Origin of the sequence: Actinophytocola xinjiangensis, from assembly GCF_001921215.1 — a bacterium.
Taxonomy (GTDB): Bacteria; Actinomycetota; Actinomycetes; order Mycobacteriales; family Pseudonocardiaceae; genus Actinophytocola; species Actinophytocola xinjiangensis.
In genome coordinates this window covers 910,507-934,331 of record NZ_MSIF01000001.1, presented here as the reverse complement: position 1 = coordinate 934,331, position 23,825 = coordinate 910,507, and the positions used below count along the sequence as shown (strand labels likewise).

The window sequence follows — 23,825 nt, the reverse complement described above, 5'->3', positions numbered from 1 at the left end:
CGTGGGTGAATCGACCTCCCAGGTGTGGTTCTTCGGCACCGTCGGCGCCGACGTCTTCGCGGCCTGGGGCCAGGTGATCGGCGCGGCCGGAACTCTGCTCGCGGTCGTCGTCGCCCTGTGGATCGCGGTGCGGGACGGCCGCTACCGGGACGCGGAACGACGGGACAACGAGGCGGCCCACGCCCGGTTCGTGTCCGGCGCCAGAACGTCGGATCCACCACGGCTGACGTTGAGCTACACCAACTACGGCAGCCTTCCGGTGACCAGCGTCCGACTCATCGCGGTGTCCGGCAGGTTCGGCACGACCCGCTCCACCGACTGGTCGATCGGCGGCTCGGCCGAGCCCTACGTCCTGGGCGCCATCGCACCGGGTCAGACGGCGACCACACCCCCGATCGCCATCCACTGGCCCGCCGACGCGGACGTCGACGAGGCAACGGCGCTCTACTACCCAACGGTCGTGTTCGTCGACCCCAACGGCAGATGGTGGGAACGCACCGCCCACGACCAGCCCCGGCGACTGCTCAGCGCCCCCACGGAGGTCCTGCGCCTACCCACCCGGCCGCACTGACTCCCGCGCCGCGTCGAGACTCGCGGTGGGACCGGTTGGTGGCACCGCTGGTGAAGCGCGCCTGACCGGGGTCAGGACGCCAGTTCCCCGGCGGGTTTGGCGCCGAGGGCACGCAGCCAGCGGATGAGGTCGTCGGCCTCCGGGCTGGTGCGCCGGGCGGCGTCGAGCGGGGTCAGCGGTTCCCAGGGGGCGACCCGGTTGAGGTCGGCGCCACGCTCGATGAGGTAGCGGGCGGTGGGCAGACGGCCGCCGTGGCAGGCACCCCAGAACGCGGCATCGACCTCGTCCGCGCCGGGTGCCGCCGACGGGGGGAAGAACGCGGCGACACGCTCCAGCAGACCGAGCATGGCCGCGGTGAACAGTGTGGTCACCGCACCGCGCTCGACCAGGCGGAACGCCGCGTTCCACTGCGCGAAGGCCGTCGCGTCGGACAGTGGGGTGCCGTCGCCGATCACCGCGCCACGGGCCTCGATGTTCGCGCCCGCGTCGAGCAGCGCGTCGAGGACGGCGACGTCGTCGCAGCTCGCCGCCCAGTGCAGTGGGGTCTCGCGGTGGGGGCCTTCGAACCGGGCGTCGACGTCCGCACCCGCCTCCGCCAGCGCGACGACCGTGGCCGCACCGTGGGGACAGTGGCCCGGCCAGTCGGCGACCACGTGCAGGAGCGTGCGCGTGCACACCGTGCCGTCGTCGGCGGTGTCGCGCAGTCTCGTCCTCACCAGTTCGGGGTCCTCGGCCAGGAGTGCCCGCAACGCGACCACGTCACCGGTGCGGACCGCGTGAACCGCCGCGGCCGCGACCGGGTCGTCCATGCTGATCGTCGCCATCGGGCCCCTTCGCCTGCCGAGATCCGCACGAAGCTCGAGCTCCATGGTCGCGCAGGCGGGTCGTCCTCGCCGAACCGGCCTGTCGTCACGTGGTCACCGGCCGGTCCAGCGTTGGGCGCCGGTTCCGTTGCACTGGTAGAGCTGCACGAGGGTGCCGTTCGCGGTGCCGCTGGACGCCACGTCCACGCACTTGCCCGAACCGGCGCCGACGATCGTCCCGTCGGCGTTGAACGTGAAGCGCTGGGCGGCCGAGCCGTTGCACGTCCAGATCTGGATCTTGGTTCCGTTCGCGGTGCCGTTGCCGTTGACGTCGAGGCAGCGGTCGCCGTAGACCCGTAGTTCACCGGCCGTGGTGCGGGTCCAGCGCTGGTTCGTGCCGCCGTGGCAGTCCCACAGGTGGACCTGCGCGCCGGCCGTGGTGCTCGCGCCGGACACGTCCAGGCAACGGTTGGACCGCGGGTTCAGCCACGACGCGGTCACCCCGACGGGCGGCACGGCCGGGGTGAGGCTGCCCGGCACCGACTGAAGCGCGGAGAACCAGCGGGCGCCCATCTTGTCGTAGCCGGTCGCGTTGGGGTGCACACCGTCGGCCAGGTCGGCGGTCGTGATCGCCGAGTGCATGTCGACCAGGTGCGTCATCGGGCCCTTCTGGGCCACGATTCCCGGGATCGCCGCGTTGAACGCGGTGACCCGCGCCTCCAGCGTCGGGTTGGTCTCCGGGGTGATCTGCGCGACGAACAGCTCCACCAGCGGCGCGTTCGCCCTGATCTTGTCGATCAGCGCGGACAGGCGTGCCGGCGCGTTCGCGACGTCGTAGTTCTGGTTCATGTCGTTGGTGCCGATGTGCAACAGGATCGTGCGCGGCGACGTCGCCGCCAGCCAGGTCTGGATGTTCGCGTCGAGCTGGTCGATCCGCCACCCCGAGTGCCCCTCGTGGTCGTGGTCCCCCAGTTGGCTCGGCCCGTTGAACCCCGAACCCACGAAGTCGACCGTGTGGCCACCGGCCGCCATCCGCTGCCACAGGTTGATCCGGTACCCGCCCGGCACGTTGAAACCGTCGGTGATCGAGTCGCCGAGCGGCATCACCCGCACCCCGCCGTTCGACTCGGCCGCCGCCGGGGCGGCCGCGGTGACCCCGAGCCCGAGGCCGAGCACCAGTGTGAGCGCGGCGGCGCCCAGCCGCCTGAGGGTCCAGCGCATGCCTGATCTCCTCGCCGTCGACTGCCCTGGGGTTTTCGCACTGTGTCAAGGACATTGACGGTGTGTCACCGCTGTCAAGACCTGTCCGGGATCCTGTCCTGCTTTTGGTCCACCTGGCCTCGCATGTGCCGCCAGGCGCCGGAAGGACACAGTCGGACCCCGGTGGTGCGCCGGCGCCCGCGTCGAGTGCGGTGAGCGGCCAATCGCGGCACGCCGGATGGGGGGAGGCTGCGTCCGGTCGGCGGCATTCGCTGAACTGAACGGCTGTCGTGTGACCGCACACGACACCACGACCACCCGGGCCCGGTTACTTTTGGCCCCAACTTGTCACTCGTCCTCGGGGAGCCGAGTTGGAACCACGAATCCCTGCTGTCGCAAAGAAGTCAGCAACCCGCCGCGTACTGAGGGCGTTCGTCGCCGTCGGCGCGGCCCTGACCATGCTGTTGGGCGCCGGCCAGCCCGCCGCCGCGGCGCCGGGTTGGCCGGTGCTCAACTCCGGATCGGCCGGGGCGGACGTCGCCACGGCGCAGTACCTGTTACGCCACCACGGGCACGACATCGCGCCGGACGGCGCGTTCGGACCGGCGACCCGTGGCGCGGTCGTCGCCTTCCAGCAGGCCCGCGGCTTCACCGCCGACGGCATCATCGGCCAGCAGACCTGGGGCGGGCTGATCGCCACGGTCCGCCAGGGCGACAGCAACCAGGCCGTCGCCGCCGCGCAGACCGCGTTGAACAAGCACGGCTTCGGGTTGGCCGTGGACGGCGCGTTCGGACCGGCGACCGCCGCCGCGGCACGGTCGTTCCAGTCGAGCAACGGACTGGCGGTCGACGGCATCATCGGACCGCAGACCTGGCAGTACGTCGTCGGCAACGGTGGCGGCGGTGGCGGCTACTCGCTGCCGATCCCGCGCGGCTCGCTGTCGCGGGGTTACTACCAGGCCCCGCACCACGACTATCCGGCGCTGGACCTGCCGGTCGGCACCGGAACCCCGCTCTACGCCGTCCGTTCCGGCGTCGCCAACCAGATCAACAACAGCCGCTGCGGCCTGGGCTACTCGCTGGCGGGCGACGACGGCGCGTCCTACCTGTACTGCCACCTGTCCAGCCACGGCGTCGGTTCCGGCACCAGGGTCGCCGCGGGCAACCAGATCGGCCTGTCCGGCAGCACGGGCAACTCCACCGGCCCGCACCTGCACATCGAGATCTACGCGGGCGGCGCCAACCGGTGCCCGCAGCCCTACCTGCTGGCGATCTACGACGGAAGCACTCCGCCGGCCGCGGGTTCCCTTCCCACCAGCGGATGCATCGGATGAGGTCGACAACCATGAACCACACGCCCGCACGACGAGGGGTCCCGCGCCTGGCTGTGATGCTGTGCGCGGTCATGATGATGCTGGCCGGGCTCGCGACACCGGCCAGCGCGGCGCCGTCCTGGCCGGTGCTCCGCACCGGGAACACCGGCGCGAACGTGACCACCGCCCAGTACCTGCTGCGCGCCCACGGCCGCACGATCTCGCCCGACAGCGACTTCGGGTCGGCCACGAAAGCCGCCGTGGTGGCGTTCCAGCAGTCGAAGGGTTTCACCGCCGACGGCGTCGTCGGCCCGCAGACCTGGACCGGTCTGGTGATCACGGTGAAGCAGGGCGCGTCGGGCGACGCGGTCCGCGCCGCGCAGATCCAGTTGAACAAGTTCCGTTCCGCCCTGGTCATCGACGGCAGCTTCGGCCCGGCGACCGCGACGGCGGTCCGCAAGTTCCAGACCGACAACGGGCTGGCGGTGGACGGCGTCATCGGTCCGCAGACGTGGGCACACCTCGTCGGGCAGGCCGGATCGGGTTGCCCGGTGCCGAGCCAGCCCGACATCGAGGTGGCCCGGATCGTCCACCGGACCGCCACCGGCCTCGGCGCCAACGACCGGGTCATCCTCGCCGGGTTCGAAACCGGGCTGGTCGAGTCCAACATGCACAACCTGCCCTGCGGCGACCGGGACTCCCTCGGGGTGTTCCAGCAACGCCCGTCCCAGGGCTGGGGCACGCCGGTCCAGGTCGTGGACGTCGCCTACGCGTCGAACTCGTTCTTCACCAGGGCGATTCCCGTCGCGGCGGCCCACCCCGACTGGTCGGCGGGCCGAGTGGCCCAGGCCGTCCAGGTCTCGGCGTTCCCTGACCGCTACGACCAGGCCGAGTCCGCCGCACGGGCGCTCATCGCCCGCGTGGAGTCGGCCGCCGCGCAGGCCCGGTAACGGCAGGCGTGTCGGTGGCCGCCGCCAGGACATGTCACCTGGCGCCCGGCCACCGGCACGCGCCTCGGCCAGGCCGCGAATCACCTCGGCCTAATCCTCCACGACCACCACCGAGTGAAACCCCGGGCGCAAGCGATACTGCGCGGTCAATTCCTACGGCCAGGTGCTGGAATTCTTCGCATGTCACCCGTGTCGATCCCTCGACCGGGCGCTGTACACGCTGGCCGATCCGGACGGGAACACCTTCGTGGTTTTCCGTGTCGTGGATATGAATGCGCCATCGCGGTGACGTGGAGCGGCTCACACAGCTGATCGACACCGACGGCACCGGCAGCGTCGCTCCGCTCGGGTTCACCCTGCTGCGCAAGCAGGCGTGCGGTTCACGCGCTCTCGGTACGACTCCCGAACTGACTGTCGACCGGTGCCGACGCCGCCGGCTTGCGGTGGTCGCTCGGGCGGGTGCCGCGCAGCCGTTTGAACGCCACGCTCAGTGCGAACGCGTTGGCGTAGCCGACCCGCTTCGCGATCGTGCCCACCGTGTGGTCGGTCTCCCGCAGCAGGTCCGAGGCCAGCGCGATCCGCCAGCCCGTGAGGTAGGCCATCGGCGGTTCACCGACCAGGGCGGTGAACCGCCGGGCCAGCGCTGCCCGCGACACCCCCACCTTGGTCGCGAGGTTGGCCACCGTCCACGGATGGGCTGGGGTGTCGTGCAGCAGCCGCAGCGCCGCGCCCACCACCGGGTCGTCCAGCGCGCGGCACCAGGCAGGAGCGTTGGTCTCCGGGTTGGCGAACCAGCTGCGCAGCGCGGACACCAGCAGCAGGTCCAGCATCCGGTCCAGCACCAGTTGCTGTCCCGGACGGTCCCGGGCGACCTCCTGGGCCACCAGCTCCGCCGGCAGGCAGACACTCTCCCGCGCCGGTACGGTCAGCACGACCGGCAGGGCCTGCAGCAGCCGTTCACTGAGGGCGCCCCGACGCTCGAACGCCCCGCTGAGCAGCACGGTGGTCCCGTCGCCCGGTGTCCCGCACGACCGTACCGACGGGGAGGAGTGTTCGACGCCGTCAGCCGTCGGGCAGTAGTCGACGCTGGTCACCACCAGCGACGGCGGGGTCGCGGGGTCGTCGGCGACCGCGTAGGGCACGTCGCCGCGGACCACGGCGATGTCGCCCTCGCCGATGAGCACCGGTTCGTGCTGGTCGGGAACGATCCAGGCGTGACCGCGGACCATCGTGGCCAGCGTCAGCGGGGCACCGCTGGCCATCCGCAGGGACCACGGGGGTTTCATGATCGTCTGACGGAAGACGGCACCTCGCGCCCGCACCTCCGCCAACAACTCCGACACGACGTCCATGTCCGCATTGTATCCGCACCGTAGACGCCCAGACATCAAACGGAGCCGATCAGCCATGGATTGTCTTGACAACGCCCGGTTGACTGTGGCCATGTCTGACCATCCAATTCTTGTCACCGGGGCGACCGGCAAGTCCGGCCGTCGCGTCGTCAGCCAGCTGCGGGCCAAGGGCCTCGCGGTGCGCGCGGCGGCCCGTAGCACCGAGCACGTGTTCGACTGGAACGATCGCGGCACCTGGGATGCCGCCCTGGAGGGCGCGCGGGCGGCCTACATCGTGCAGCTGGACGGCACGACGCTCGTGCGGCCGTTCGTCGAGCACGCGGTGAAGCACGGGGTGAAGCGGCTCGTGCTGGCTTCCGGGCGTGGCATCGACAACCCCGAGTACGCGAACGACAGCGGCGGTGCGCTGGACGGCCTGCTCGACAGCGAGGCCGCCGTGCGGGAGAGCGGCCTGGAGTGGACGATCAGCAGGCCGGGCTGGTTCGCGCAGAACTTCAGCGAGGGTTTCTTCGCCGACGCCGTCCGCGCCGGTGAGGTCCGGCTGCCCGGCGGTGACGGGGCGGCCAGCTTCGTCGACGCCGAGGACATCGCCGCCGTCGTGGTCGCCGCGCTGACCGAGGACCGGCACTCGGGCCAGATCTACGAGCTGTCGGGGCCCAGGGCGGTGACGTTGGCCGAAGCGTGCTCCACGATCTCCGAGGCCGCCGGCCGCGAGGTCCGTTACGTGCCGCTCTCCGTCGACGAGTACGTCGCGGAGCTCGTCGAGCAGGGGTTGCCGCGCGAGGACGCGCAGGCCTTCGCCGATGTCGTCGAGCCGCTCAGGAACGGTACGGACGCGTACCTGTCCGACGGTGTGGAGCGTGCCCTCGGCCGCGCGCCGAGGACGTTCGCCGAGTTCGCCAAGACCACCGCCTCGGCAGACGGCTGGGCAGCCTGACGATCTCCGTCGGGTCCCCGGCACACCGCTGTGTGCTGGGGACCCGGACGTGACCAGACCGGGAGCAAGATTACGAAAAGTGTTGTCCAGAGGGGGAAAACATGGCAGGGGTTCACATCACGACCGACGATGCCTCGGTGCGGCGCCGAAGTTATGACGTGATCGTCGTCGGCGCCGGCTTCGCCGGCGCCGTGGCGGCACGCGACCTGTCGGCGCAGGGCCTCGATCGACGCCGTCCTCGGCGACTCCCTGGCCACGGTGTGCCTGAACACGCCCGTGCGCGCGGTCGTCCAGACCGGCGACCGGGTCCACGTCACCGCGGGACTCGGCCAGACCTACACCGCCAGGACCGTGGTGATGGCCGTACCGGTCAACGTGTGGCGGACGATCAGGTTCCTTCCCGGTCTTCCCGAGGTGCACGCGACCGCGACCCGGCAGGGCGTCGGCGTGCCCAACGTCAGCAAGCTGTGGCTCCACGTGCACGGCCTGGAGGACGACGTGGTCGTCAACGGCGCCGAAGGCGACCCGTTCGCCGCCATGGTCTCGCAGGGCAGGCTGGACGACGACGGCCAGTTGTTGTTCGCCATCAACGCCCTGCCCGAGCTGGATGTCTGGGATCGACCGGCCATCGAGGCGGCGCTGCGCAAGGTCCTGCCGGAGGCGACGCTGGTCGACGTCCGCGCTCACGACTGGGGGAACGACCCCGGTTCGCGGGGCGCGTGGGCGTTGCGCAGGCCGGGCCAGCTGACCGCTCAGCTGCCTCGGATCCAGGATCCGTTCGGCAGGCTCGTCTTCGCCACGTCGGACATCGCCAGCGGCTGGATCGGCTTCGTCGAGGGAGCCTTCGAGTCAGGGGTACGCGCGGCGGAGCAGGCGACCGCGATCGCGACCAGCGCCAAGGCGCTGACTCACTGACTGGCGACCCGACGGCTGCCGTGGCGGCACGACGCCGGCACGGCAGCCGTCGGCGGGGCGGCGGACCGACGCCGGCATCGCCTCGGTCGCGGCCGGCGGTCCACGGTGGACTGAAGGGCCGGCGGGTCAGATCGTGACGGCGGCCAGCAGTCCGACGTCGAAGACCGCGATCCCGACCGTGAGCCGGAACGCGGCGGCACTGTGCGGGGCGCGCACGGCGGCCACGGTGGCGGCGGCCGCCAGCGCGGTTCCGCCGATCACCGCCGTCAGCGCGAAGAGGGTCGACGCCCCGGCGGGCGCGGTACCGAGCAGGACCGACGCCATGGCCAGCGACGCGGCCATGACGATCACGCCGGTGCGCGGGCCGAGGCGGTGCGGAAGCCCCCGCACGCCGGTGCTCGCGTCCGCACGCAGATCGGGCAGCACGTTGGCGAAGTGCGCCCCGAACCCGAGCAGCGCGCCGACCACCGGCATCCACCACGGTGGCCACGGCTCTCCCGGCGATGCCGCGTACACCCCGACGGGCAGCGCGCCGAAGGCGGCGAGATAGGCGGCGCCGGACCACCTCGTGGCCTTCAGCCCCAGGTTGTACGCCCAGCCGGCGACGACGCCGAGCAGCAGCGCGGCGCCCGCCAGCCAGCCCAGTGACAACGACAGCACGACCGTCACCGCCACGGCCGTGATCGCCGCCGCCGCGACCGTGCGCACCGCGACGAGCCCGGCCGCCGCCGGTTTGTCGCCGCGACCGGCGGCCCGGTCCCGCGCCACGTCGATCCAGTCGTTGGACCAGCCGATCGACAGTTGACCGCTGAGCACCGCGCCGCCGAGCAGGACCGTGCCCGGCACGTCGAGCCCGGCACCGACACCCAGGACGACGGCCACCAGCGTCACCGCGAGGCCGGGCAGCGGGTGGCAGGCGCCCGCGAGGCCGCGCAGCGTTCCCGGCCAGGTCGTCCGGCGCGCGGCGGAGCTCGTCACCTGCCGAGTGTAGGTGAGCACCTAGTGTGGACGTGGTGACGACCATTGCGGCGGTACACGGAGTTCTTCCACCCCATCGCTACTCCCAGCGACAGCTGACGGACCTGTTCACCGAGCTGTGTCTCCCGGACCCCACCACCCACGCGCTGGCGGCCCGGTTCCACGACGGCGCCCGCGTGGCGGCGCGACATCTGGCGTTGCCCGTCGAGCGCTACCGGGAGATCGACGGGTTCACCGACGCGAACAACGCCTTCCTCGCCGCCGCCGTCGATCTCGGGTGCGACGCGGCGTCGGCGGCGCTGGCCGGCGCCGGCCTGCGACCGTCCGATGTGGATCTCGTGCTGTCCACAACGGTCACCGGGATCGCGGTGCCGTCGCTGGACGCGCGGATCGCGGCGCGGATCGGCCTGCGGTCGGACGTGAAGCGGATTCCGATCGTGGGCCTCGGCTGTCTGGCCGGCGCGGCCGGTATCGCCCGGCTGCACGACTTCCTGGCCGGCTGGCCGACGTCGGTGGCGATGCTGGTGTCGGTCGAGTTGTGCTCGTTCACCCTTCAGCGGCAGGATTCCAGTGTGGCGAACATGATCGCCTCCGGGCTGTTCGGTGACGGCGCGGCCGCGGTCGTCGCCGTCGGTTCGGATCATCCGCGCGCGGCGGCCGGGCCGAGGGTGGTCGACTCGGTGAGCCACCTGTACGCGAACTCCGAGCGCGCCATGGGCTGGGACATCGGCAGCGACGGCCTGAAGGTCGTTCTCGGCCCGGAGGTGCCCGACCTGGTGCGCACCCACCTGGCCGACGACGTGAAGAGCCTGCTGGCACCGCACGGCCTGGAGGTCGGCGACATCGCGCGCTGGATCTGCCATCCCGGCGGGCCGAAGGTGATCGAGGCCGTCCAGTCGGTGCTCGGCCTCGATGAGCACGACCTGGCGCTGACGTGGCGCTCGCTGCGCGAGATCGGCAACCTGTCCTCCGCGTCGGTGCTGCACGTCTTCGCCGACACCCAGGCCCGCCGCCCGGCCGACCCCGGCGACTGGGGCGTGGTGATGGCGATGGGGCCGGGTTTCTGCGCCGAGTTGGTGCTGCTGCGATGGTGAGCCAGGTGTGGTACTCGGTGCTGGTGGGTCTGGTCGCGGTCGAGCGGCTGGCGGAGTTGGTGGTGGCCAACCGCAACCTGGCGTGGAGCCGGGCGCGCGGTGGCCGGGAGACCGGCCTCGCGCACTACCCCGTGATGGTGGTGCTGCACACCGGGCTGCTGGCCGGTTGCCTGCTGGAGGTGTGGCTGGCGGACCGGCCGTTCACGCCCTGGCTCGGCTGGCCGATGGTCGCGCTGGTGGTCGGGGCGCAGGCGCTGCGCTGGTGGTGCATCCGGGTGCTCGGGCCGCAGTGGAACACCCGGATCGTGGTCGTGCCCGGGCTTTCCCGCGTGACCGACGGGCCCTACCGCCTGGTCCCCCACCCGAACTACGTCGCGGTGGTGGTCGAGGGGTTCGCCCTGCCGCTGGTGCACGACGCGTGGGTGACCGCGCTGGTGTTCACCGTGCTGAACGCCGGTCTGCTGGCCGTGCGGATCCGCGCGGAGAACGACGCGCTCAGGTCGGCGTATGCCTGAGCGGACCCACGACGTGGTGGTGGCCGGCGGCGGGCCGGCCGGTCTCGCGGTCGCCCTGGGCTGCGCCAGGGCCGGCCTGGACGTGGTGGTCTGCGAGAAACGACCCGGCGTGCTCGACAAGGCCTGCGGCGAAGGGCTGATGCCCGGTGCGGTGCGGGCTCTCGAAACGCTCGGGGTGGACCCGCCGGGCCATCCGATCGGGGGGATCACCTACCGGCAGGGTGACACGGTCGCGTACGCCCCGTTCCGCAACGGCACCGGACGTGGAGTCCGCCGTACCCAACTGCATGACGCGCTGCGGGCCGCGGTCGACCGCGCCGGGGTGCCGGTCCTGCCCTGCCCGGTCACCGGGCTGACCCAGGACGAGGACCACGTGCTGGCCGGCGGGCTGCGGGCGCGCTACCTCGTCGCGGCCGACGGGCTGCACTCCTCGATCCGGGACCTCGTCGGCCTCACCACCGCGCGGGCGACACCGGCCCCTCGGTGGGGACTGCGCCGGCACTTCGCGCTCGCCCCGGCCAGCGCCTCGGTGGAGGTCACCTGGGCAAGCCGGTCCGAGGCCTACGTGACGCCGGTTTCGGCCGACACGATCGGCGTCGCGATCCTGTCGTCGGTGCGCGGCGGTTTCGCCGAGCAGCTCACCGCCTTCCCCGACCTGGCGGCCCGGCTGGCCGGTGCGCGGCCGGTCTCGCCGGTCCGTGGCGCCGGCCCGCTGCGGCAGCGGACCGCCGGCCGGGTGGCGGGGCGGGTGCTGCTGGTCGGTGACGCGGCCGGCTACATCGACGCGCTCACCGGCGAGGGTCTCGCGGTGTCGCTGTCCACGGCCGCCGAACTCGTCCGCTGTCTGCGCGCCGGGCGGCCGGGCGACTACGAACGCGCCTGGGCCAGGACGTCGCGGCGGTCCCGCTGGCTGACCGAGTCCCTGCTGTGGGCCAGGAACCGGGCGGCGCTCGCCCGGCTGATCGTGCCGGCCGCGGCCCGCGCGCCCCGGCTGTTCACCGCCGTCGTCGACCAACTCGCCCGCTGATGCCACCGGGAACCCGGTGGGATCTGGTCGTCGTCGGTGCCGGACCGGCCGGTTCGACCTCGGCGATCGCCGCCCTGCGCGCCGACCCGACCGCCCGGGTCCTGCTGCTCGACGCCGAGGACTTCCCCCGCGACAAGGTCTGCGGCGACGGCATCGCCCCGCACGCCCTGGACGTCCTCGCCGCCCTCGGCGTGCGTCCCGCCGCGCTCACCGACGGAACCGATCCGATCACCCACCTGCGGCTGCGCTCCCCGAGCGGCGTGACCGCCACCCGCCGCTTCTCCCGACCAGCCTCGGTCGTCCCCCGCGCGCTGTTCGACCTGCGGCTCGTCCGCGCCGCCCAGAACGCCGGCGCCGTCCTGCGACGCCACCGCGTCCGCACCCTCACCGTCACCGAGGACGGCGTCACCGTCGACGGCACCATCCACGCCAGAACCGTGATCGGTGCCGACGGCGCGGAGTCGGTCGTCCGCCGCCGGTGCGGTGCCCGCCGCGCCCCACCCGGCACCACCGCCGTCGCCCTGCGCGGCTACACCAGCGCCCGCCCCTGGCCCGCCGGTGAGCAACGCCTCGTGATGACCACCGCCCACTGGCCGGCCTACGCCTGGGTCTTCCCCATCGGCGACGGCACCGCGAACGTCGGCTACGGCGAACTCGTCCGCGCCACGCCGCCGACCCGGGTCCACCTGACCGACCGCCTGCACGCCCTGCTGCCCGACTGCCCACCGCTGGCGCTGCGCGGCCACCGCCTGCCGCTGTCCCCCGGCCGCCCCGACGTCGCCACGCACCGCGTGCTGCTGGCCGGCGACGCCGCGTCCCTCATCAATCCCCTGACCGGCGAGGGCATCCACTACGCCGTGCTGTCCGGCGCCCTGGCCGGCACCGCCGCCCTGACCGGCGACCCGGCCGAGGAGTACCGCCGTTCGCTGCGCCGGGCACTGGGCACCCACCTCCGACACACCGACCTGCTCACCCGCCTCACCCGTACCCCGTGGGCGGTCGACCTGGCCACCACCACCGCCCGCGACCACCAACACGCCTTCGACGCCCTCGTCGACATCGGCCTCGGCGCCGGGACCGTCGGCCCCGCCCTCGTCCGGTCCATGCTCACCTCCCTGGCCGGACGCGTCACCCGCCGGCGGCCGTAGCCGTCGTTGTCCGCACCTGGGCCACGTCCGCTACCCGGTCGGGGTCGCGAGCGGTCTGGAGGGCGGGCCGAGGGCGGCGAGCTGGTGCCGAACGCGGTCGGCGGCGGCGGTGCGGCCCTGGGTCCGGTACAGCTCCAGGGCCTGCTCCCACGCCCGAACAGCGTGCCCTGGTTCGTCGAGCGCGGCATGGGCCTGGCCGAGTTGGTCCAGGGCGTTGGCTTCGAAGTAGGTGCTGCCGGCTTCGTGCAGCAGGGTGTGGGACTGCCGGTACCGGTCGACAGCGGCGGCGTGGTGACCCGTGTGGAGAGCGATGTAGCCGAGGATGCCCAGTGCCAGGGCCTCGTCCTCGCGGTACCGGTGATGGCGTGCCGTGGCCAGCGCGGCATACAGCGTGGTGCGGGCCCGCTCGTGGTCGCCCAGCTGGACGTGGTACCAGCCGGTGACGGTGAGTTGGCGGGTCTCCCCCGCGGGCAGGCCGAGGGTGCGGTAGAGGTGACGGGCCCGGCCGGCGTGGTCCAGCGCACGCCTCGGGTCGCCCTGCAGGGACCAGAACCACCCCAGCGTGTGGTGCGTGTAGGCCTGGGCGGGCAGGTCGCCGGCCTCCTCGGCCTTGGTCAGGTGGCGCAGGGCCTCGGCCGGCCTGCCCAGCTCGGCGAAGATCGCGCCGAGCAGTTGGTGGGCGCCGGCCTCGCCCGCCGCGTCGTTCCGTTCCCGGACGGCGGCATGCCCGGCCTGCCAGACGGCCAGGGCGGAGTCGAAGCGGCCCTCCCGGTAGAGGAACGTGGTCAGGATCCAGGCCAGGTCGTGGACCGAATCGCCCCAGCCCTGCGCGGCGGCAAGCCGTTGGGCGGCCAGGAGGTTGGGATGTTCGGCGGTAAGGTCAGGGCGGCGCGCTGGTCGCGCAACGGGCAGGGGTGGCAGCCGCCGGCCGGTTCACCCAGTTCGATCGGCGGGAGCAGCGGTTGTAGGAGCCGGTCACCCGCGAACGCCGTGTGGACGTAGAAGTCGACCACCCGGCGCAGGGCCTCGGTGCGGCCTGTCTCCGGGTGGTCGTGGTGGGCGCGGTCGGCGGCGTAGAGCCGGACCAGGTCGTGCATGCGGTAGCGGCCCGGCGTGTGCTGACGCACGAGGTGTCCGTGTTCGAGCTCCCGCAGCACGCGGCCGGCGTCGGCGACGGGCAGCGCGAGCAGGCTTGCCGCCGCCGGCAGGCTGATGTCCGTCCCTGGCCACAGTCCCAAGAGTCCGAACGCGACTGTCGCGGCCGGCGACATCGCGTGGTGGGACCAGGACAGCACGATCCGGAGGTTGGCGGGGGCGTCGCCGGTGTCCAGGGCGTCCAGTCGGCGGTTCCGGTCACGCAGCTCCCCGGCCAGCGCCGCGAGCGGGAACCGGGGGTGACGGCCGGCGCGGGCGGCCACGATGCTGATCGCCAGCGGTAGTCCGGCGCAGTGGGTGAGCAACTCCGTGACGGCGTCGGGTTCCGCGCTGATCCGATCGTGGTCGAGGTGCCGGGCCAGCAGTTGCCGCGCCTCGCCGTCGGTCAGGGTGCCGAGTTCGAGCGATCGGGCGCCGTGCGCGGTGGCCAGGCCGTCGAGGCGGTGGCGGCTGGTGACCAGCACCGCGCAGGTCGGGCTGCCGGGAAGCAGCGACGTGACCTGTGCGGTGTCACGGGCGTTGTCCAGCACGACGAGCAGGCGCCGGTCGGCGAGCAGACTTCGGTACAGCCCGAGCCGCGCCCCCGGGTCCGTCGGCACGGCGGCGGGTGCGACGCCGAGGGCGTCGAGGAATCCGCGCATCGCCGCCTCCGGTGCGACGGGCTCACCGGCGGGGTCGAAGCCGCGGAGATTCACGTACAGCTGGCCGTCGGGAAAGCGGTCGAGGTGCTGATGCGCCCAGTGCAGGGCCAGCCAGGTCTTGCCGACGCCGCCGGTGCCGTCGATCACCGAGATCGGCATCGTGCCACCCGGATCCGGTTGCTCGTGCAGGTCAACGGTGAGCCGCGCCAGTTCCGGAGACCGGCCGGTGAACAGCCGTGGCCGGGCGGGCAGTTGGCGGGGTACCCGGACGCGGGCGGCCAGGACCGGGCGTTCTGGCGTGGTGAGGGCCGGGTCGCTGGTGAGGATCTGCTGGTGGAGCCGGCGCAGGTCCGCGCCCGCCTCGGTACCCAGCTCGCTGGCCAGCCGGGCGCGCAGTCGCCGGTAGTGGTCGAGGGCGTCGGCCTGGCGACCGCTGCGGTAGAGGGCGGACATGAGTTGGGCGGCGACGTGTTCGTCCAGCGGGTGCGCGGCGGCCCGGTCGCTCAGTTCGGGCAGCGACGCCGCGTGCCGGCCGAGTCGCAGGGCCAGGTCGAGGCGGTGGGTGTCGGCGGCGAACCGCTCCCGTGCCAGGCCTTCCCGCACCGTGGTGGTCCACGGCGTGTCCAGCCCGGACAGCGCCTCGCCCCGCCACTGCGCCGCCGCCCGCTCCAGCAGTTCCAGCGCGGACGTCTGGTCGGTCTCGGTGCGGCTTCGGGTGACCAGCTCGCGGAAGCGGTGCACGTCCACCCGATCGGGGTCGACGAGCAGGACGTAGCCGCCGTTGCGCCGCTGGATCACCGCCTCGCCGCCGGTGGTGGCGAGCAGGTGTCGTAGGCGGGAGAGGTAGTTGCTGACCAGCTGCCTGGCCCGCCGGGGGGAACTCTCGCCCCACACCCGATCCACCACCCGGTCGGTGACGACGACCTGGTTGGCGTCGAGCAGCAGTGCCGCCAGGACGCACCGCTGCCGGGCGTGGCCGAGCCCCACCGGCCTCCCCCCGACGAGGACCTCGACCTGCCCCAACACCCGCAGCTCCACCGTCATCGCACCGACCGCCCTCAGTCGCCAGGGGGAGAAGTTCTGTTTATGCCCGCCGCGCGGTCGCCTGCTACCGCTGAACAGCGGATTCGCAGAACGTGGTGTGGCCGGGAGGACGCCGGCGGCCACGCTGTCCCTTGCGGCGAAGCGGACACGACGCGGCGAGCATCGCCGCCACCGGCTCCGAGGGCCGCCGGCGTGCCGTGCCCGGGTCGCGAGCCCGCCGGAGAAGTCGACGGAGGAAAGGATTTCCATGAGACGGAGACGGCTCGTCGTCAGAACCCTGCTCGCCTTCGTGGTCGCGGCCGCGTCGGTCGTCGTGACGCCATCGGCGGGCGCGACCACCACCGACCTCACCGCGAACAACGTCGCGGCACTGTCGATGACGCAGACAGGACTTCAGGCCAACCGGCTCGGCGCGAGCGGGCCGAGCTCGTCAGCCATCGGGGTGAACAACGTGCCCGACGACCAGGTCGTGTGCGGTGTCGGCGGCTGGAAGCCGACGTGGAGCGTGAAACCGACGGTCAACTTCGGTTTCACCATGCAGTGCAACGGCCGCTGGGCGTCGGGGACCGCGCACATCTACCTCTTCTACCGGTTCAGCGAGACCGACACCTGGACGCTGGCCGCGAAGGACGAGTACATCCAGCTCAGGGGCGGGGACAGCTCGACCCTCGTGATGCAGGGGCTCCCCCACACCCTCGCCCCCTGCTTCCCGGCCTACTGGTACGGGCAGGTCTACATCGAGGTGACCTTCTACGCGGGGAGCCCGCTGACCGACTGGGCCTGGTTCGAGTCCACTCCCCCGGACCCGTTCCTGAGCTGCTGAGAAAGGTCCCGCCTCTGGGGCCGGTCGGTCCGCGCGCGGCGGACCGACCGGTTCCTGACCGGGACCCGGGCCTAGGACTTCGACCGGGCCAGTACGGAGCCGAGACCGACGGTGACCAGCCCGGCCAGCACGACACCCACCAGGCCGACCCGCAGGCTCGCCAGGTCGGCGACCACCCCGACCAGCGGCGGCGACACCAGAGAGCCGACGCGCAGCAGCCAGCTCACCACCGTCAACCCGAGACCGGCCGGCAGGCCCGGCAGCTCGTCGGCGGCATGCATGGCGACCGGGATGAGCGTCGCCACGCCGAGACCGGCCAGCGCGAACCCCGCCAGCACGGTGCCGACCGACGGGAACGCCAGCGCCACCCCCATACCGACCGCGGTCAACACACCGCCCACCTGGACGACGGCGCGTTGCCCCCAGCGGTCGATCACCCGGTCGCCGGTCAGCCTGCCGACGGTCATCGCCGTCTGCAGGCAGACGAACGCGAGCCCGGCGGTGGCCGCGGACGCGTTCAGGTCGGTGAGGAACAGCGCCCCCCATGACGCACCCGCGTCCTCCACGACGGCGCCACAGATCGCGAGCACGCTCAGTACGGCGAGCATCCGCACCGCCGCCCCGCGCACCGACCGGGACGTCACCGTGCCCGGCCGCGTCGGCCGCTCGGCGTCCTCAGGACCCGGCAGCATGAACCGCAGCGCGACCAGGGCGACCGCGCCGAACAGCAGCGCCGAACAGCCAAGGTGCACGGGCAGCGGCAGCCGCAGCCCGGCGGCGGCCGAGCCCATCAGCCCGCCGAGCACCGCGCCAACGCTCCACAGGCCGTGGAACGCGTTCACGATCGACCGGCCGTAGACCCGCTGCACCCGCAGCCCGTGCGCGTTCTGCGCCACGTCGATCACCGCGTCGAGCCCGCCGAGCACGAACATCACCGCGGCGAGGGCGAACCAGGTCGGCGCGACCGCCACCAGCATCGTCAGCGCGGCGAACACGACGATGCCCAGTGTCGACACCCGCGAGGACCGGAACCGCCGGATCGCCGCCGGCGCCAGCAGGCCGCCGGTCAGCGCGCCGAGCGGCATCGCGGCGACCACCGCGCCGAGCACGGTGTTGGACATCGCCAGCTCCACCTTGAGCTGCGGGTAACGCGGGACCACGTTGGCGAACAACGCCCCGTTGGTGAGAAACACCACGGCGACCGCGACCCGGGCACGCCGGGCGGACCGCGATGGCGCGGCTGGGGACTCGGTGACCGACATCGAAAAGGATCATAACCAGACCACTGGAACCGCACGTTTCGCCGGGCGGCTCCGGCCTCGCCGAACGAGGTCGGAGCCGCCGTGGTCAGGTGGTCAGGCGGGTACCGTCCAACGCTGGTTGGTCGCGCCGGTGCAGCTCCAGATCTGGAGTCTCGCGCCGTTGGCCGTGTTGGCGTCGCGGACGTCGAGGCAGGTGCCGCTCCCGACGTTGACCAGGCTCCCGTTGGTGGCCGTCCATCGTTGGTTGGGGCCGGCGAAGCAGTCCCACAGTTGCACGGCCGTGCCGTTGGCGGTGCCGTTGCCGGTCACGTCCAGGCACTTGCCCAGCGCGCGGACGGTTCCGTCGGTGCCGAGGGTCCACTGCTGGTTCGGGCCGGACGTGCAGGTCCACATCTGCGGCTGGTTGCCGTTGGCGGTGGAGCCGTCGGTGACGTCCAGGCACTTGCCGCCGAGGCCGGTGATCGGGCCGGTGCGTCCCGGCGGCTCGCCGCCGCCGGAGCCCGGCCACCGGAACGTCGCCATCGAGCCGCCCGGCAGGGTGTAGCCGAACGTCTGGCCGCCGAAGGACACCTGGAAGTTCTGGGTGCCGCCGCTGTTGAGCGCCACCAGCACGATGGTGCCGTCGGGGTTGCGGAAGGCCACGTTCTGGATGCCGCCCTCGCCGTAGCCGGTCGAGTCGATCCGCACCGCGCCGGGCCGCACGAACTTGCTCAGGTGCCCGAGAACGTAGTACTCGGCGTTGTAGGTGACGTTGCCGCCGCTCGTCGTCACCACGCCGGTGCAGTTGCCGCAGCTCCCGATGACCGGGCCGTTGTTGGCATCCAGCGCCAGGTTCCACGTCGTGACGGTCCTGGCCCAGTTGCGGGTGGTGCCGATCGCGAGGTTGATGCCCTGCCAGCGCAACGTGTCGCGGAACGTGGCCGCGTCGTTGGCCGACTCGGTGCCGGAGCACTCGGTGAAGAAGATCTCCTTGTTGGGCTGGGCGTTGCGCACCACCGACTGTCCACTCGGGTTCCCGCCGTAGCAGTGCCAGGCCGAGCCGACGACGTTGTCGCCGGCGCCGTTGTTGACCTGCTGCGGGTAGTTCGTGTCGTCCCAGTTGTGGTCGTAGCCGAGCAGTCGCGCGTTCTGGCCGACGGCACGTAGTTTCGGCACCAGGTTGTTGATGATGTTCACCTGCTGCTGGGCCGACATCAGCATGCCGGGGTAGCCGGGTGGGGAGAAGTTGGGTTCGTTCTGGACGCTCAGGTAGTCGATCGGGGCGCCGGCCGCCCCGTACGCCTGGGCGAACTTCACCAGGTAGTCGGCGTACACCCCGACCTGGTCGTCGCGCAGGGAGCCGCCGATGAGGTTGTTGTTGTTCTTCATCCACGCCGGCGCGCTCCAGGGCGATGCCATGATCGACAGCTGTGGGTTGAGCTGTTTCGCCTGTCTGACGAGTGGCAGGATGTAGGCGTCGTCGTGCGCGACGGAGAACCGCGAGAGGCTCGGGTCGGGCGTGCCGTCGTTGTAGGTGTAGAAGCTGCGGGAGAAGTCCGTGGAGCCGATCGGCTGCCGCAGGAAGCTCAGGCCGACGCCGCTGCCGGGGTTGAACAGCGCGTTCATGATCTCGTCGCGGCGCGGGGAGTTGGCGACGTTCCACGCGGCGGCGTCGGTGAACGACGCCCCGAACCCGACCATCGACTGGTAGCTGGCGTTCGGGTTGACGGTGATCACGGGTCCGCTGCCGCCACCGGACCCGAACTCGACGTTTCCTTGCTGGCGCAACAAGTTGGCGCGGTCGCCGGTGGTGAGCCAGACGTTCACGGTCGGCGCCGCCACCGCCGGTGTCGCGGGGATGACCATCAGCCCGGCGGCGGTCGTCGCTCCGATGATGACCGCGGCCAGCGCTCTGGACCGCGGTGTCCTGGTGTCGTGCATGAGACGCTCCTTGCGCAGGGGTGGGGAGCAGCTACGTGCGAGGGAGGGGCCCGTCACCTCCTCTCACGACGTCGTGACGCACGTGAAACAGTGTGTAACAACAGTGGAACAGTGCGTTTCACCGAAACACGATGCGTGACGGCTGTCAAGCGGGCCCGGTCGACCCCCGCACCACCAACGCGGTGGCCAGTTCGACGTGCGACGCCTCCAGGTCGTGCCGCTCCAACTGCCTCACCAGCAGGGACGCCCCCATCCGCCCCATCTCGCGCAGAGGCTGGCGCACCGTGGTCAGCTCCGGCACGCAGGCGCGGCTGAGGTCGATGTCGTCGAACCCGGCCACCGAGACGTCACCGGGCACGGACAGCCCCCGCGCGGCGGCGGCCTTGAGCGCGCCGACCGCCATCTTGTCGTTGAACGCCACCAGGGCCGTTGGCCGCTGCGACAGGTCCAGCAGTTCGCCGGCGGCCAGACGACCCTTCTCCTCGGTGGGTTCGTCGACCTCCACGACGAGCCGAGGCGGCTGGAGCACCCCGATGTCGGCCAGCGCGGAGGCGAACCCGGCCAGACGCCGGCCGCTGGCCAGCCACTCCGGCGGGCCGCCGATGACACCGACCCGCCGATGGCCGCACTCGACCAGGTGTGACATGACCGTGCGCGCTCCCAGGAAATGCGCCGCCGACACGGACACGACGTCGTCCGGCAACGGCACCCGCGGATCGATCACCACCAGCGGAAACCCCGCGGCCCGCAGCCCGTCGAGCTCCTCCACCGGTTCCGGCGGCAACACCAGCACCGCCCCCGAGATGTCCGGCCGGCCGGCCAACCCGGGCAACGGCCGGCGCTTCTGCATCGCCGACCCGGCGTCCAACACGACCTCGACGTCGTGCAGCGCCAGCGCCTCCACCACCGACGACACGATCAACCCGAAGTAGTCGGTCAGCAGGTAGGGACACCGCACGTACACCGACCCCCGCCTGGCCGACTCGCGGCGAGGTCGCGGCGCGGGCACCCCCAGCTCCCGGATCGCCCGCAGCACCGCGTCCCGAGTGTGCTCGGCGACGTTCCCCCGCCCGTTGATCACCCGTGACACCGTGGCGATCGACATCCCCGTCGCCGCCGCCACCTCACGCACCGTCGCCCGTTTCCGCACCGCCCATCTCTACCACGTTGTTTCAGATCGTTACAACCACGACGGTGATCGATCAGCCGGGCTCGAACGAGTCCCGCACCACATCCGGCACCCGGCCGTGCGCTCCCCTGTCGCCGGGGATGGTTGCGTGTGTGGCGTCGGCGGTCGGGTCGACCCTGGGACCACATCAAGGAGAACGATGAGTCTGACCGATCCGCTCAACACCGCGCGCGGTGGTCGCCCCACGACGTCAGAAGGACCCGCCTCGGCGAACGCTCAGCCGCGGCCGGACGCCGGCCGCGGGATCGCCTGGGCACTCGCGCTGTGGGCGTTCGCCTACGCGTGCTACCGGGCGTACTACGCGGCCGGCGGCACGGTGGGCATGATCGGCGAGCCACTGTCCGATGAGGACTTCCGGGCGATCAACGCGGTCGGCGCGGCGATCATCCTCGTCGCCGCTGTGCTGCCGCCGGTCGCGGTGCGCGTGCCCGCCCTGCGCCGCGCGCTGCCGGTACTCGGCTGGTTGGTGGCCGTCGGCTGCTGCATGCACGCGCTGGTCAACGGCACGCTGCGGGTGCTCAGCCTGACCGGCGTACATCCGACGGTGCTCCCGGCGGACGTGTGGCGGTCCTACGACCGTCAGGTCGCCGATCTTCAGGACCTGTTGCTGAACGAGCCGTGGTTCCTGGCCGAGGGTCTGCTCTGGGCAGCGCTCGGCCTCGTGTTCGTCACGGCGCGCCGCCGTCGCCCGTGGATCCTGTCCGCCGTGGCGGCCTGCCTGACGTTGACGGTGATCGGTGTCCTCAGCGGACTCGACGTGATCGGCTCCTTCCGCGTCGGCTGAGCCCACCGGCGTCGCGGCGCACCGTGATCGTGTCGGGCGTTGTCGCGCCGGCGGGGCAGCCGGTCCGGCTTGTCCGACTCATCACGCGATGACCTGCCAGGTGCCGTGTGGCCGCTGTTGCCCGGCGCCGGGCTTCGACCAGTCACACACGCCGGTCGGGAAGATCACTCGCAGCCTGGTCCACTCGGCGGGGGTGAGGTCGACCAGGTAGTCACTCCGTTCGATGTCCTTGCGGCGGCAGGCCACCACGTCGTCGGTGAGCGGGGCGCCGGCCACCAGTCGTGGGGTGGCGTAAGCGGGGTACAGCCGCCCGCACTCGCCGGTGTTGTCGACGGTGATCGGCTGGACAATCCTGCGCGGCTGGGCGTCGCGGCTCCAGCAGGTGTCGGTGAGATCGGCCGGCTTGTTCCGCACCACCCGCTGGTGCGCTGACCGCCCGGAACCGTCGGCGGCCAGCCCGGTCAGCCACTGGTCCATACCGGACAGTGCCTCACGGAGGACGGGGCTGGTCAGGCTGAACCCACCGTACCGGCCGTCCTCCACCAGGAACACCTGGTTGTCCGCGTCGCCGTTCGCCGCTTCGAGCCGGGCCCGGGTGGCGAACCCGTGCGTCGTCATGTGGATGTCGCCGTTGGCCGCGTCCTCCGAGTACGTGCGGTAGTCGATGATCGGCACGTCGGCCAGACCCAACCCACCGGACAGGATCCGCCCGGTGCGGTACGCGGCGCGGGTCGCGATCGGATCGGCCTCGGTGCGGTGCGGTGTCGGTCGCGCGTCGAGGTCCAGTCCCCCGATGCCCTCGTTGAGGTCGAGGAACTGCCGGGTGGTGATCGCGCCGGCGTTCAGCGCGGCCAGCCCGTACTGCACGCCGACGTTGTCCAGCGGCCGCCGGGCGAACCCCGTGGCGGGGTCGCGGCCGAAGACGTTGGCGGTGTGGTCGTAGACGTCCCCACGCGCGCCGCCGGGGTTGGTCTCCGCGTCGTAACGCAGTGCCGCCGGCAGTTCGGCGGGGAACTCGGCGTCCGGGTCCAGCCGGTTCGCCCCGTCGCTCAGGTTGCCGATGCTCTGCCACCGCAGGAACCCGGAGACCTGCCGCTGCGCCTCCTGGCTGAACTCCCCCGGCGCGACCTCGGTGAAGTAGTGCTCGAGCAGCCGGGCGTCGAACAGCGTGAAGTTCGTCGCGGACACCACGTCGGGGAACGACCGCCCGACCACGATGCCGTCCAGCAGCCCCGGATAGTTGTCGGCGATCTGGTGACTCTGGTAGGCGCCACCGGAGGAGCCCCAGCCGATGGTGAACAGCGGGTCGCCGTACCTCTCGACGAACCGTTCCTTCACCATCATCATCGTCTCGGCGGCGAGCAGATCGTTGCAGTTGTTGCCGAAGACGTTCAGCGACGCCGACGCGACCGCGTAGCCGCGACCGAGCATCCGCGGGTCCAGGACACCGCCGGTGTCGGTGCCCTGGGTGTACCAGCCCCGGCGACAACCGCCGCCGAAGGTGTAGATGAGCCGGTCGTTCCAGCCGGGGCCGCGCCGATGGAACGTGGGTTCGTCGGTGGCCGGGTCGTGCAGCATGGAGATCTGGTAGATCGCGCGGTTCAGGGTGCCGGTCTCGACGCGGATCAGGAACGGGACCGTCGCGCCGGTACTCGTGGTCGTCCAGGCGAGGTCTCCTGGCCGGTCCGTGCTGTCCGGCAACGGTTTCGTCCGGCCGTCGGTCGACCGGTAGGCGTAGTCGACGCGGGTGGCGATCGAACAGTCGTCGTCGAGCGGGGCACCGAGCGTGCTGCCGTCGACGAGGCGGAACAGGTCCGTGGTGCAGGCGAAGGGTGTCTGGTGTGGACCGCTGATCACCGGGCCGGTGGCCGGGTGATTCGTCACGACCAGCTGGTCACGCAGATTCCCGGCCGTCGCGACGATGTGGTTGCGCCCCGGGCGGAGGTGGTCGACCAGCCCGGTGAGGCGGTGCGCGGCGGGGCGGAAGGAGTCGGTGATGTCCGCGCCGTTGAGCGTGATCCGCACCCGCTTGCCGGGGGGCACGTCCGCCGCCACCAGGACGTCGCCCGCCGTCGCCAGGTCCGGCCTTGCCGACAGCGACACGAGCCGCGGACCGCCTCCTTCCGCGGTCGCCGTGACGGTGGACGCGAGCACGGCGACCACGCCGGCCGCTACGACGGTGGAACGGAGTCGTCGAGTCATGG

General features: G+C 72.1%; 20 protein-coding genes. 11 read left to right on the top strand and 9 right to left on the bottom strand.

Annotated elements, in window-relative coordinates; translation table 11 throughout:
- The first annotated feature begins 1 nt into the window (after position 1).
- A complete protein-coding gene (locus BLA60_RS04150) occupies positions 2–571 on the top strand; it encodes a hypothetical protein (RefSeq protein WP_154814092.1) in 570 nt (189 codons plus the stop codon).
- Positions 572–642: 71 nt separating this feature from the next.
- Here the strand turns inward: BLA60_RS04150 and BLA60_RS04145 are convergent, their stop codons facing one another.
- A complete protein-coding gene (locus BLA60_RS04145) occupies positions 643–1,395 on the bottom strand; it encodes an ankyrin repeat domain-containing protein (RefSeq protein WP_075131276.1) in 753 nt (250 codons plus the stop codon).
- 93 nt (positions 1,396–1,488) lie between these two features.
- The gene (locus BLA60_RS04140; RefSeq protein WP_075131275.1) at positions 1,489–2,595 is read right to left on the bottom strand and encodes an RICIN domain-containing protein; all 1,107 of its coding nucleotides are present in this window, start codon (positions 2,593–2,595) and stop codon (positions 1,489–1,491) included.
- A gap of 350 nt (positions 2,596–2,945) precedes the next feature.
- Here BLA60_RS04140 and BLA60_RS04135 point away from each other — a divergent pair, with 350 nt between their 5' ends.
- Together BLA60_RS04135 and BLA60_RS04130 are read left to right on the top strand one after the other, a co-directional pair.
- The gene (locus tag BLA60_RS04135) at positions 2,946–3,908 is read left to right on the top strand and encodes a peptidoglycan-binding protein (RefSeq protein ID WP_211288580.1); all 963 of its coding nucleotides are present in this window, start codon (positions 2,946–2,948) and stop codon (positions 3,906–3,908) included.
- Between the two features lie 11 nt (positions 3,909–3,919).
- Positions 3,920–4,837 (top strand): peptidoglycan-binding domain-containing protein, encoded by a 918-nt coding sequence (locus tag BLA60_RS04130; protein WP_211288579.1) that lies wholly within the window; start codon positions 3,920–3,922, stop codon positions 4,835–4,837.
- A gap of 380 nt (positions 4,838–5,217) precedes the next feature.
- Here the strand turns inward: BLA60_RS04130 and BLA60_RS04125 are convergent, their stop codons facing one another.
- Entirely contained in the window at positions 5,218–6,189 is a 972-nt protein-coding gene (locus BLA60_RS04125) for an AraC family transcriptional regulator (RefSeq protein ID WP_075131272.1), read from the bottom strand.
- Positions 6,190–6,280: 91 nt separating this feature from the next.
- Here BLA60_RS04125 and BLA60_RS04120 point away from each other — a divergent pair, with 91 nt between their 5' ends.
- Positions 6,281–7,126 carry an NAD(P)H-binding protein gene (locus tag BLA60_RS04120; protein WP_075131271.1) on the top strand — a complete coding sequence of 282 codons (846 nt, stop codon included), beginning with the start codon at positions 6,281–6,283 and terminating at the stop codon, positions 7,124–7,126.
- 258 nt (positions 7,127–7,384) lie between these two features.
- Positions 7,385–8,041 carry a flavin monoamine oxidase family protein gene (locus BLA60_RS04115; RefSeq protein ID WP_245811806.1) on the top strand — a complete coding sequence of 219 codons (657 nt, stop codon included), beginning with the start codon at positions 7,385–7,387 and terminating at the stop codon, positions 8,039–8,041.
- Positions 8,042–8,167: 126 nt separating this feature from the next.
- Here BLA60_RS04115 and BLA60_RS04110 read toward each other — a convergent pair whose 3' ends face one another.
- Entirely contained in the window at positions 8,168–9,019 is an 852-nt protein-coding gene (locus BLA60_RS04110; protein WP_075131519.1) for a UbiA family prenyltransferase, read from the bottom strand.
- Between the two features lie 35 nt (positions 9,020–9,054).
- Between BLA60_RS04110 and BLA60_RS04105 the strand changes: the two genes are divergently transcribed.
- From BLA60_RS04105 to BLA60_RS04090, 4 genes are read left to right on the top strand one after another with little or no spacing between them, the layout of a single operon-like run.
- Positions 9,055–10,113 carry a type III polyketide synthase gene (locus BLA60_RS04105; RefSeq protein WP_075131518.1) on the top strand — a complete coding sequence of 353 codons (1,059 nt, stop codon included), beginning with the start codon at positions 9,055–9,057 and terminating at the stop codon, positions 10,111–10,113.
- Positions 10,107–10,628: an isoprenylcysteine carboxyl methyltransferase family protein gene (locus BLA60_RS04100; RefSeq protein ID WP_075131270.1), complete on the top strand. Its 522-nt coding sequence runs from the start codon at positions 10,107–10,109 to the stop codon at positions 10,626–10,628. The genes BLA60_RS04105 and BLA60_RS04100 overlap by 7 nt, the downstream gene beginning before the upstream one ends.
- Positions 10,621–11,655, top strand: a complete 1,035-nt coding sequence (locus BLA60_RS04095) for an NAD(P)/FAD-dependent oxidoreductase (protein WP_075131269.1) — start codon at positions 10,621–10,623, stop codon at positions 11,653–11,655. Before BLA60_RS04100 ends, BLA60_RS04095 begins: the two co-directional genes overlap by 8 nt.
- Positions 11,655–12,803, top strand: a complete 1,149-nt coding sequence (locus BLA60_RS04090) for a geranylgeranyl reductase family protein (protein WP_075131268.1) — start codon at positions 11,655–11,657, stop codon at positions 12,801–12,803. Before BLA60_RS04095 ends, BLA60_RS04090 begins: the two co-directional genes overlap by 1 nt.
- A gap of 785 nt (positions 12,804–13,588) precedes the next feature.
- On the opposite strand, the gene BLA60_RS04085 is transcribed toward BLA60_RS04090, so the two are convergent.
- Positions 13,589–15,643, bottom strand: coding sequence for an AfsR/SARP family transcriptional regulator (locus BLA60_RS04085; protein ID WP_245811805.1), 2,055 nt, complete (start codon positions 15,641–15,643; stop codon positions 13,589–13,591).
- Positions 15,644–15,890: 247 nt separating this feature from the next.
- On the opposite strand from BLA60_RS04085, the gene BLA60_RS04080 reads away from it, so the two are divergent.
- Positions 15,891–16,466, top strand: coding sequence for a hypothetical protein (locus BLA60_RS04080; RefSeq protein WP_075131267.1), 576 nt, complete (start codon positions 15,891–15,893; stop codon positions 16,464–16,466).
- A gap of 71 nt (positions 16,467–16,537) precedes the next feature.
- Here the strand turns inward: BLA60_RS04080 and BLA60_RS04075 are convergent, their stop codons facing one another.
- The 3 genes from BLA60_RS04075 to BLA60_RS04065 all read right to left on the bottom strand — a co-directional run bounded on the left by BLA60_RS04075 (position 16,538) and on the right by BLA60_RS04065 (position 20,798).
- The gene (locus tag BLA60_RS04075; protein ID WP_075131266.1) at positions 16,538–17,728 is read right to left on the bottom strand and encodes an MFS transporter; all 1,191 of its coding nucleotides are present in this window, start codon (positions 17,726–17,728) and stop codon (positions 16,538–16,540) included.
- A 93-nt stretch (positions 17,729–17,821) separates the two neighbouring features.
- The gene (locus tag BLA60_RS04070; RefSeq protein ID WP_245811804.1) at positions 17,822–19,648 is read right to left on the bottom strand and encodes a ricin-type beta-trefoil lectin domain protein; all 1,827 of its coding nucleotides are present in this window, start codon (positions 19,646–19,648) and stop codon (positions 17,822–17,824) included.
- A gap of 145 nt (positions 19,649–19,793) precedes the next feature.
- Positions 19,794–20,798, bottom strand: coding sequence for a LacI family DNA-binding transcriptional regulator (locus BLA60_RS04065; RefSeq protein ID WP_075131265.1), 1,005 nt, complete (start codon positions 20,796–20,798; stop codon positions 19,794–19,796).
- A gap of 178 nt (positions 20,799–20,976) precedes the next feature.
- On the opposite strand from BLA60_RS04065, the gene BLA60_RS04060 reads away from it, so the two are divergent.
- Positions 20,977–21,621, top strand: a complete 645-nt coding sequence (locus BLA60_RS04060; protein WP_075131264.1) for a hypothetical protein — start codon at positions 20,977–20,979, stop codon at positions 21,619–21,621.
- Positions 21,622–21,702: 81 nt separating this feature from the next.
- On the opposite strand, the gene BLA60_RS04055 is transcribed toward BLA60_RS04060, so the two are convergent.
- Complete coding sequence (locus BLA60_RS04055) at positions 21,703–23,823, bottom strand: DUF6351 family protein (RefSeq protein WP_075131263.1); 2,121 nt, start codon at positions 23,821–23,823, stop codon at positions 21,703–21,705.
- Positions 23,824–23,825 lie beyond the last annotated feature (2 nt).

Excerpts from the sequence above, each read along its gene's own strand:
- BLA60_RS04145 (WP_075131276.1), bottom strand. The coding sequence starts at position 1,395 with ATGGCGACGATCAGCATGGACGACCCGGTCGCGGCCGCGGCGGTTCAC.
- BLA60_RS04140 (WP_075131275.1), bottom strand. The coding sequence starts at position 2,595 with ATGCGCTGGACCCTCAGGCGGCTGGGCGCCGCCGCGCTCACACTGGTG.
- BLA60_RS04130 (WP_211288579.1), top strand. The coding sequence starts at position 3,920 with ATGAACCACACGCCCGCACGACGAGGGGTCCCGCGCCTGGCTGTGATG.
- BLA60_RS04125 (WP_075131272.1), bottom strand. The coding sequence starts at position 6,189 with ATGGACGTCGTGTCGGAGTTGTTGGCGGAGGTGCGGGCGCGAGGTGCC.
- BLA60_RS04120 (WP_075131271.1), top strand. The coding sequence starts at position 6,281 with ATGTCTGACCATCCAATTCTTGTCACCGGGGCGACCGGCAAGTCCGGC.
- BLA60_RS04100 (WP_075131270.1), top strand. The coding sequence starts at position 10,107 with ATGGTGAGCCAGGTGTGGTACTCGGTGCTGGTGGGTCTGGTCGCGGTC.
- BLA60_RS04095 (WP_075131269.1), top strand. The coding sequence starts at position 10,621 with ATGCCTGAGCGGACCCACGACGTGGTGGTGGCCGGCGGCGGGCCGGCC.
- BLA60_RS04090 (WP_075131268.1), top strand. The coding sequence starts at position 11,655 with ATGCCACCGGGAACCCGGTGGGATCTGGTCGTCGTCGGTGCCGGACCG.
- BLA60_RS04085 (WP_245811805.1), bottom strand. The coding sequence starts at position 15,643 with ATGACGGTGGAGCTGCGGGTGTTGGGGCAGGTCGAGGTCCTCGTCGGG.
- BLA60_RS04080 (WP_075131267.1), top strand. The coding sequence starts at position 15,891 with ATGAGACGGAGACGGCTCGTCGTCAGAACCCTGCTCGCCTTCGTGGTC.
- BLA60_RS04075 (WP_075131266.1), bottom strand. The coding sequence starts at position 17,728 with ATGTCGGTCACCGAGTCCCCAGCCGCGCCATCGCGGTCCGCCCGGCGT.
- BLA60_RS04070 (WP_245811804.1), bottom strand. The coding sequence starts at position 19,648 with ATGCACGACACCAGGACACCGCGGTCCAGAGCGCTGGCCGCGGTCATC.
- BLA60_RS04060 (WP_075131264.1), top strand. The coding sequence starts at position 20,977 with ATGAGTCTGACCGATCCGCTCAACACCGCGCGCGGTGGTCGCCCCACG.
- BLA60_RS04055 (WP_075131263.1), bottom strand. The coding sequence starts at position 23,823 with ATGACTCGACGACTCCGTTCCACCGTCGTAGCGGCCGGCGTGGTCGCC.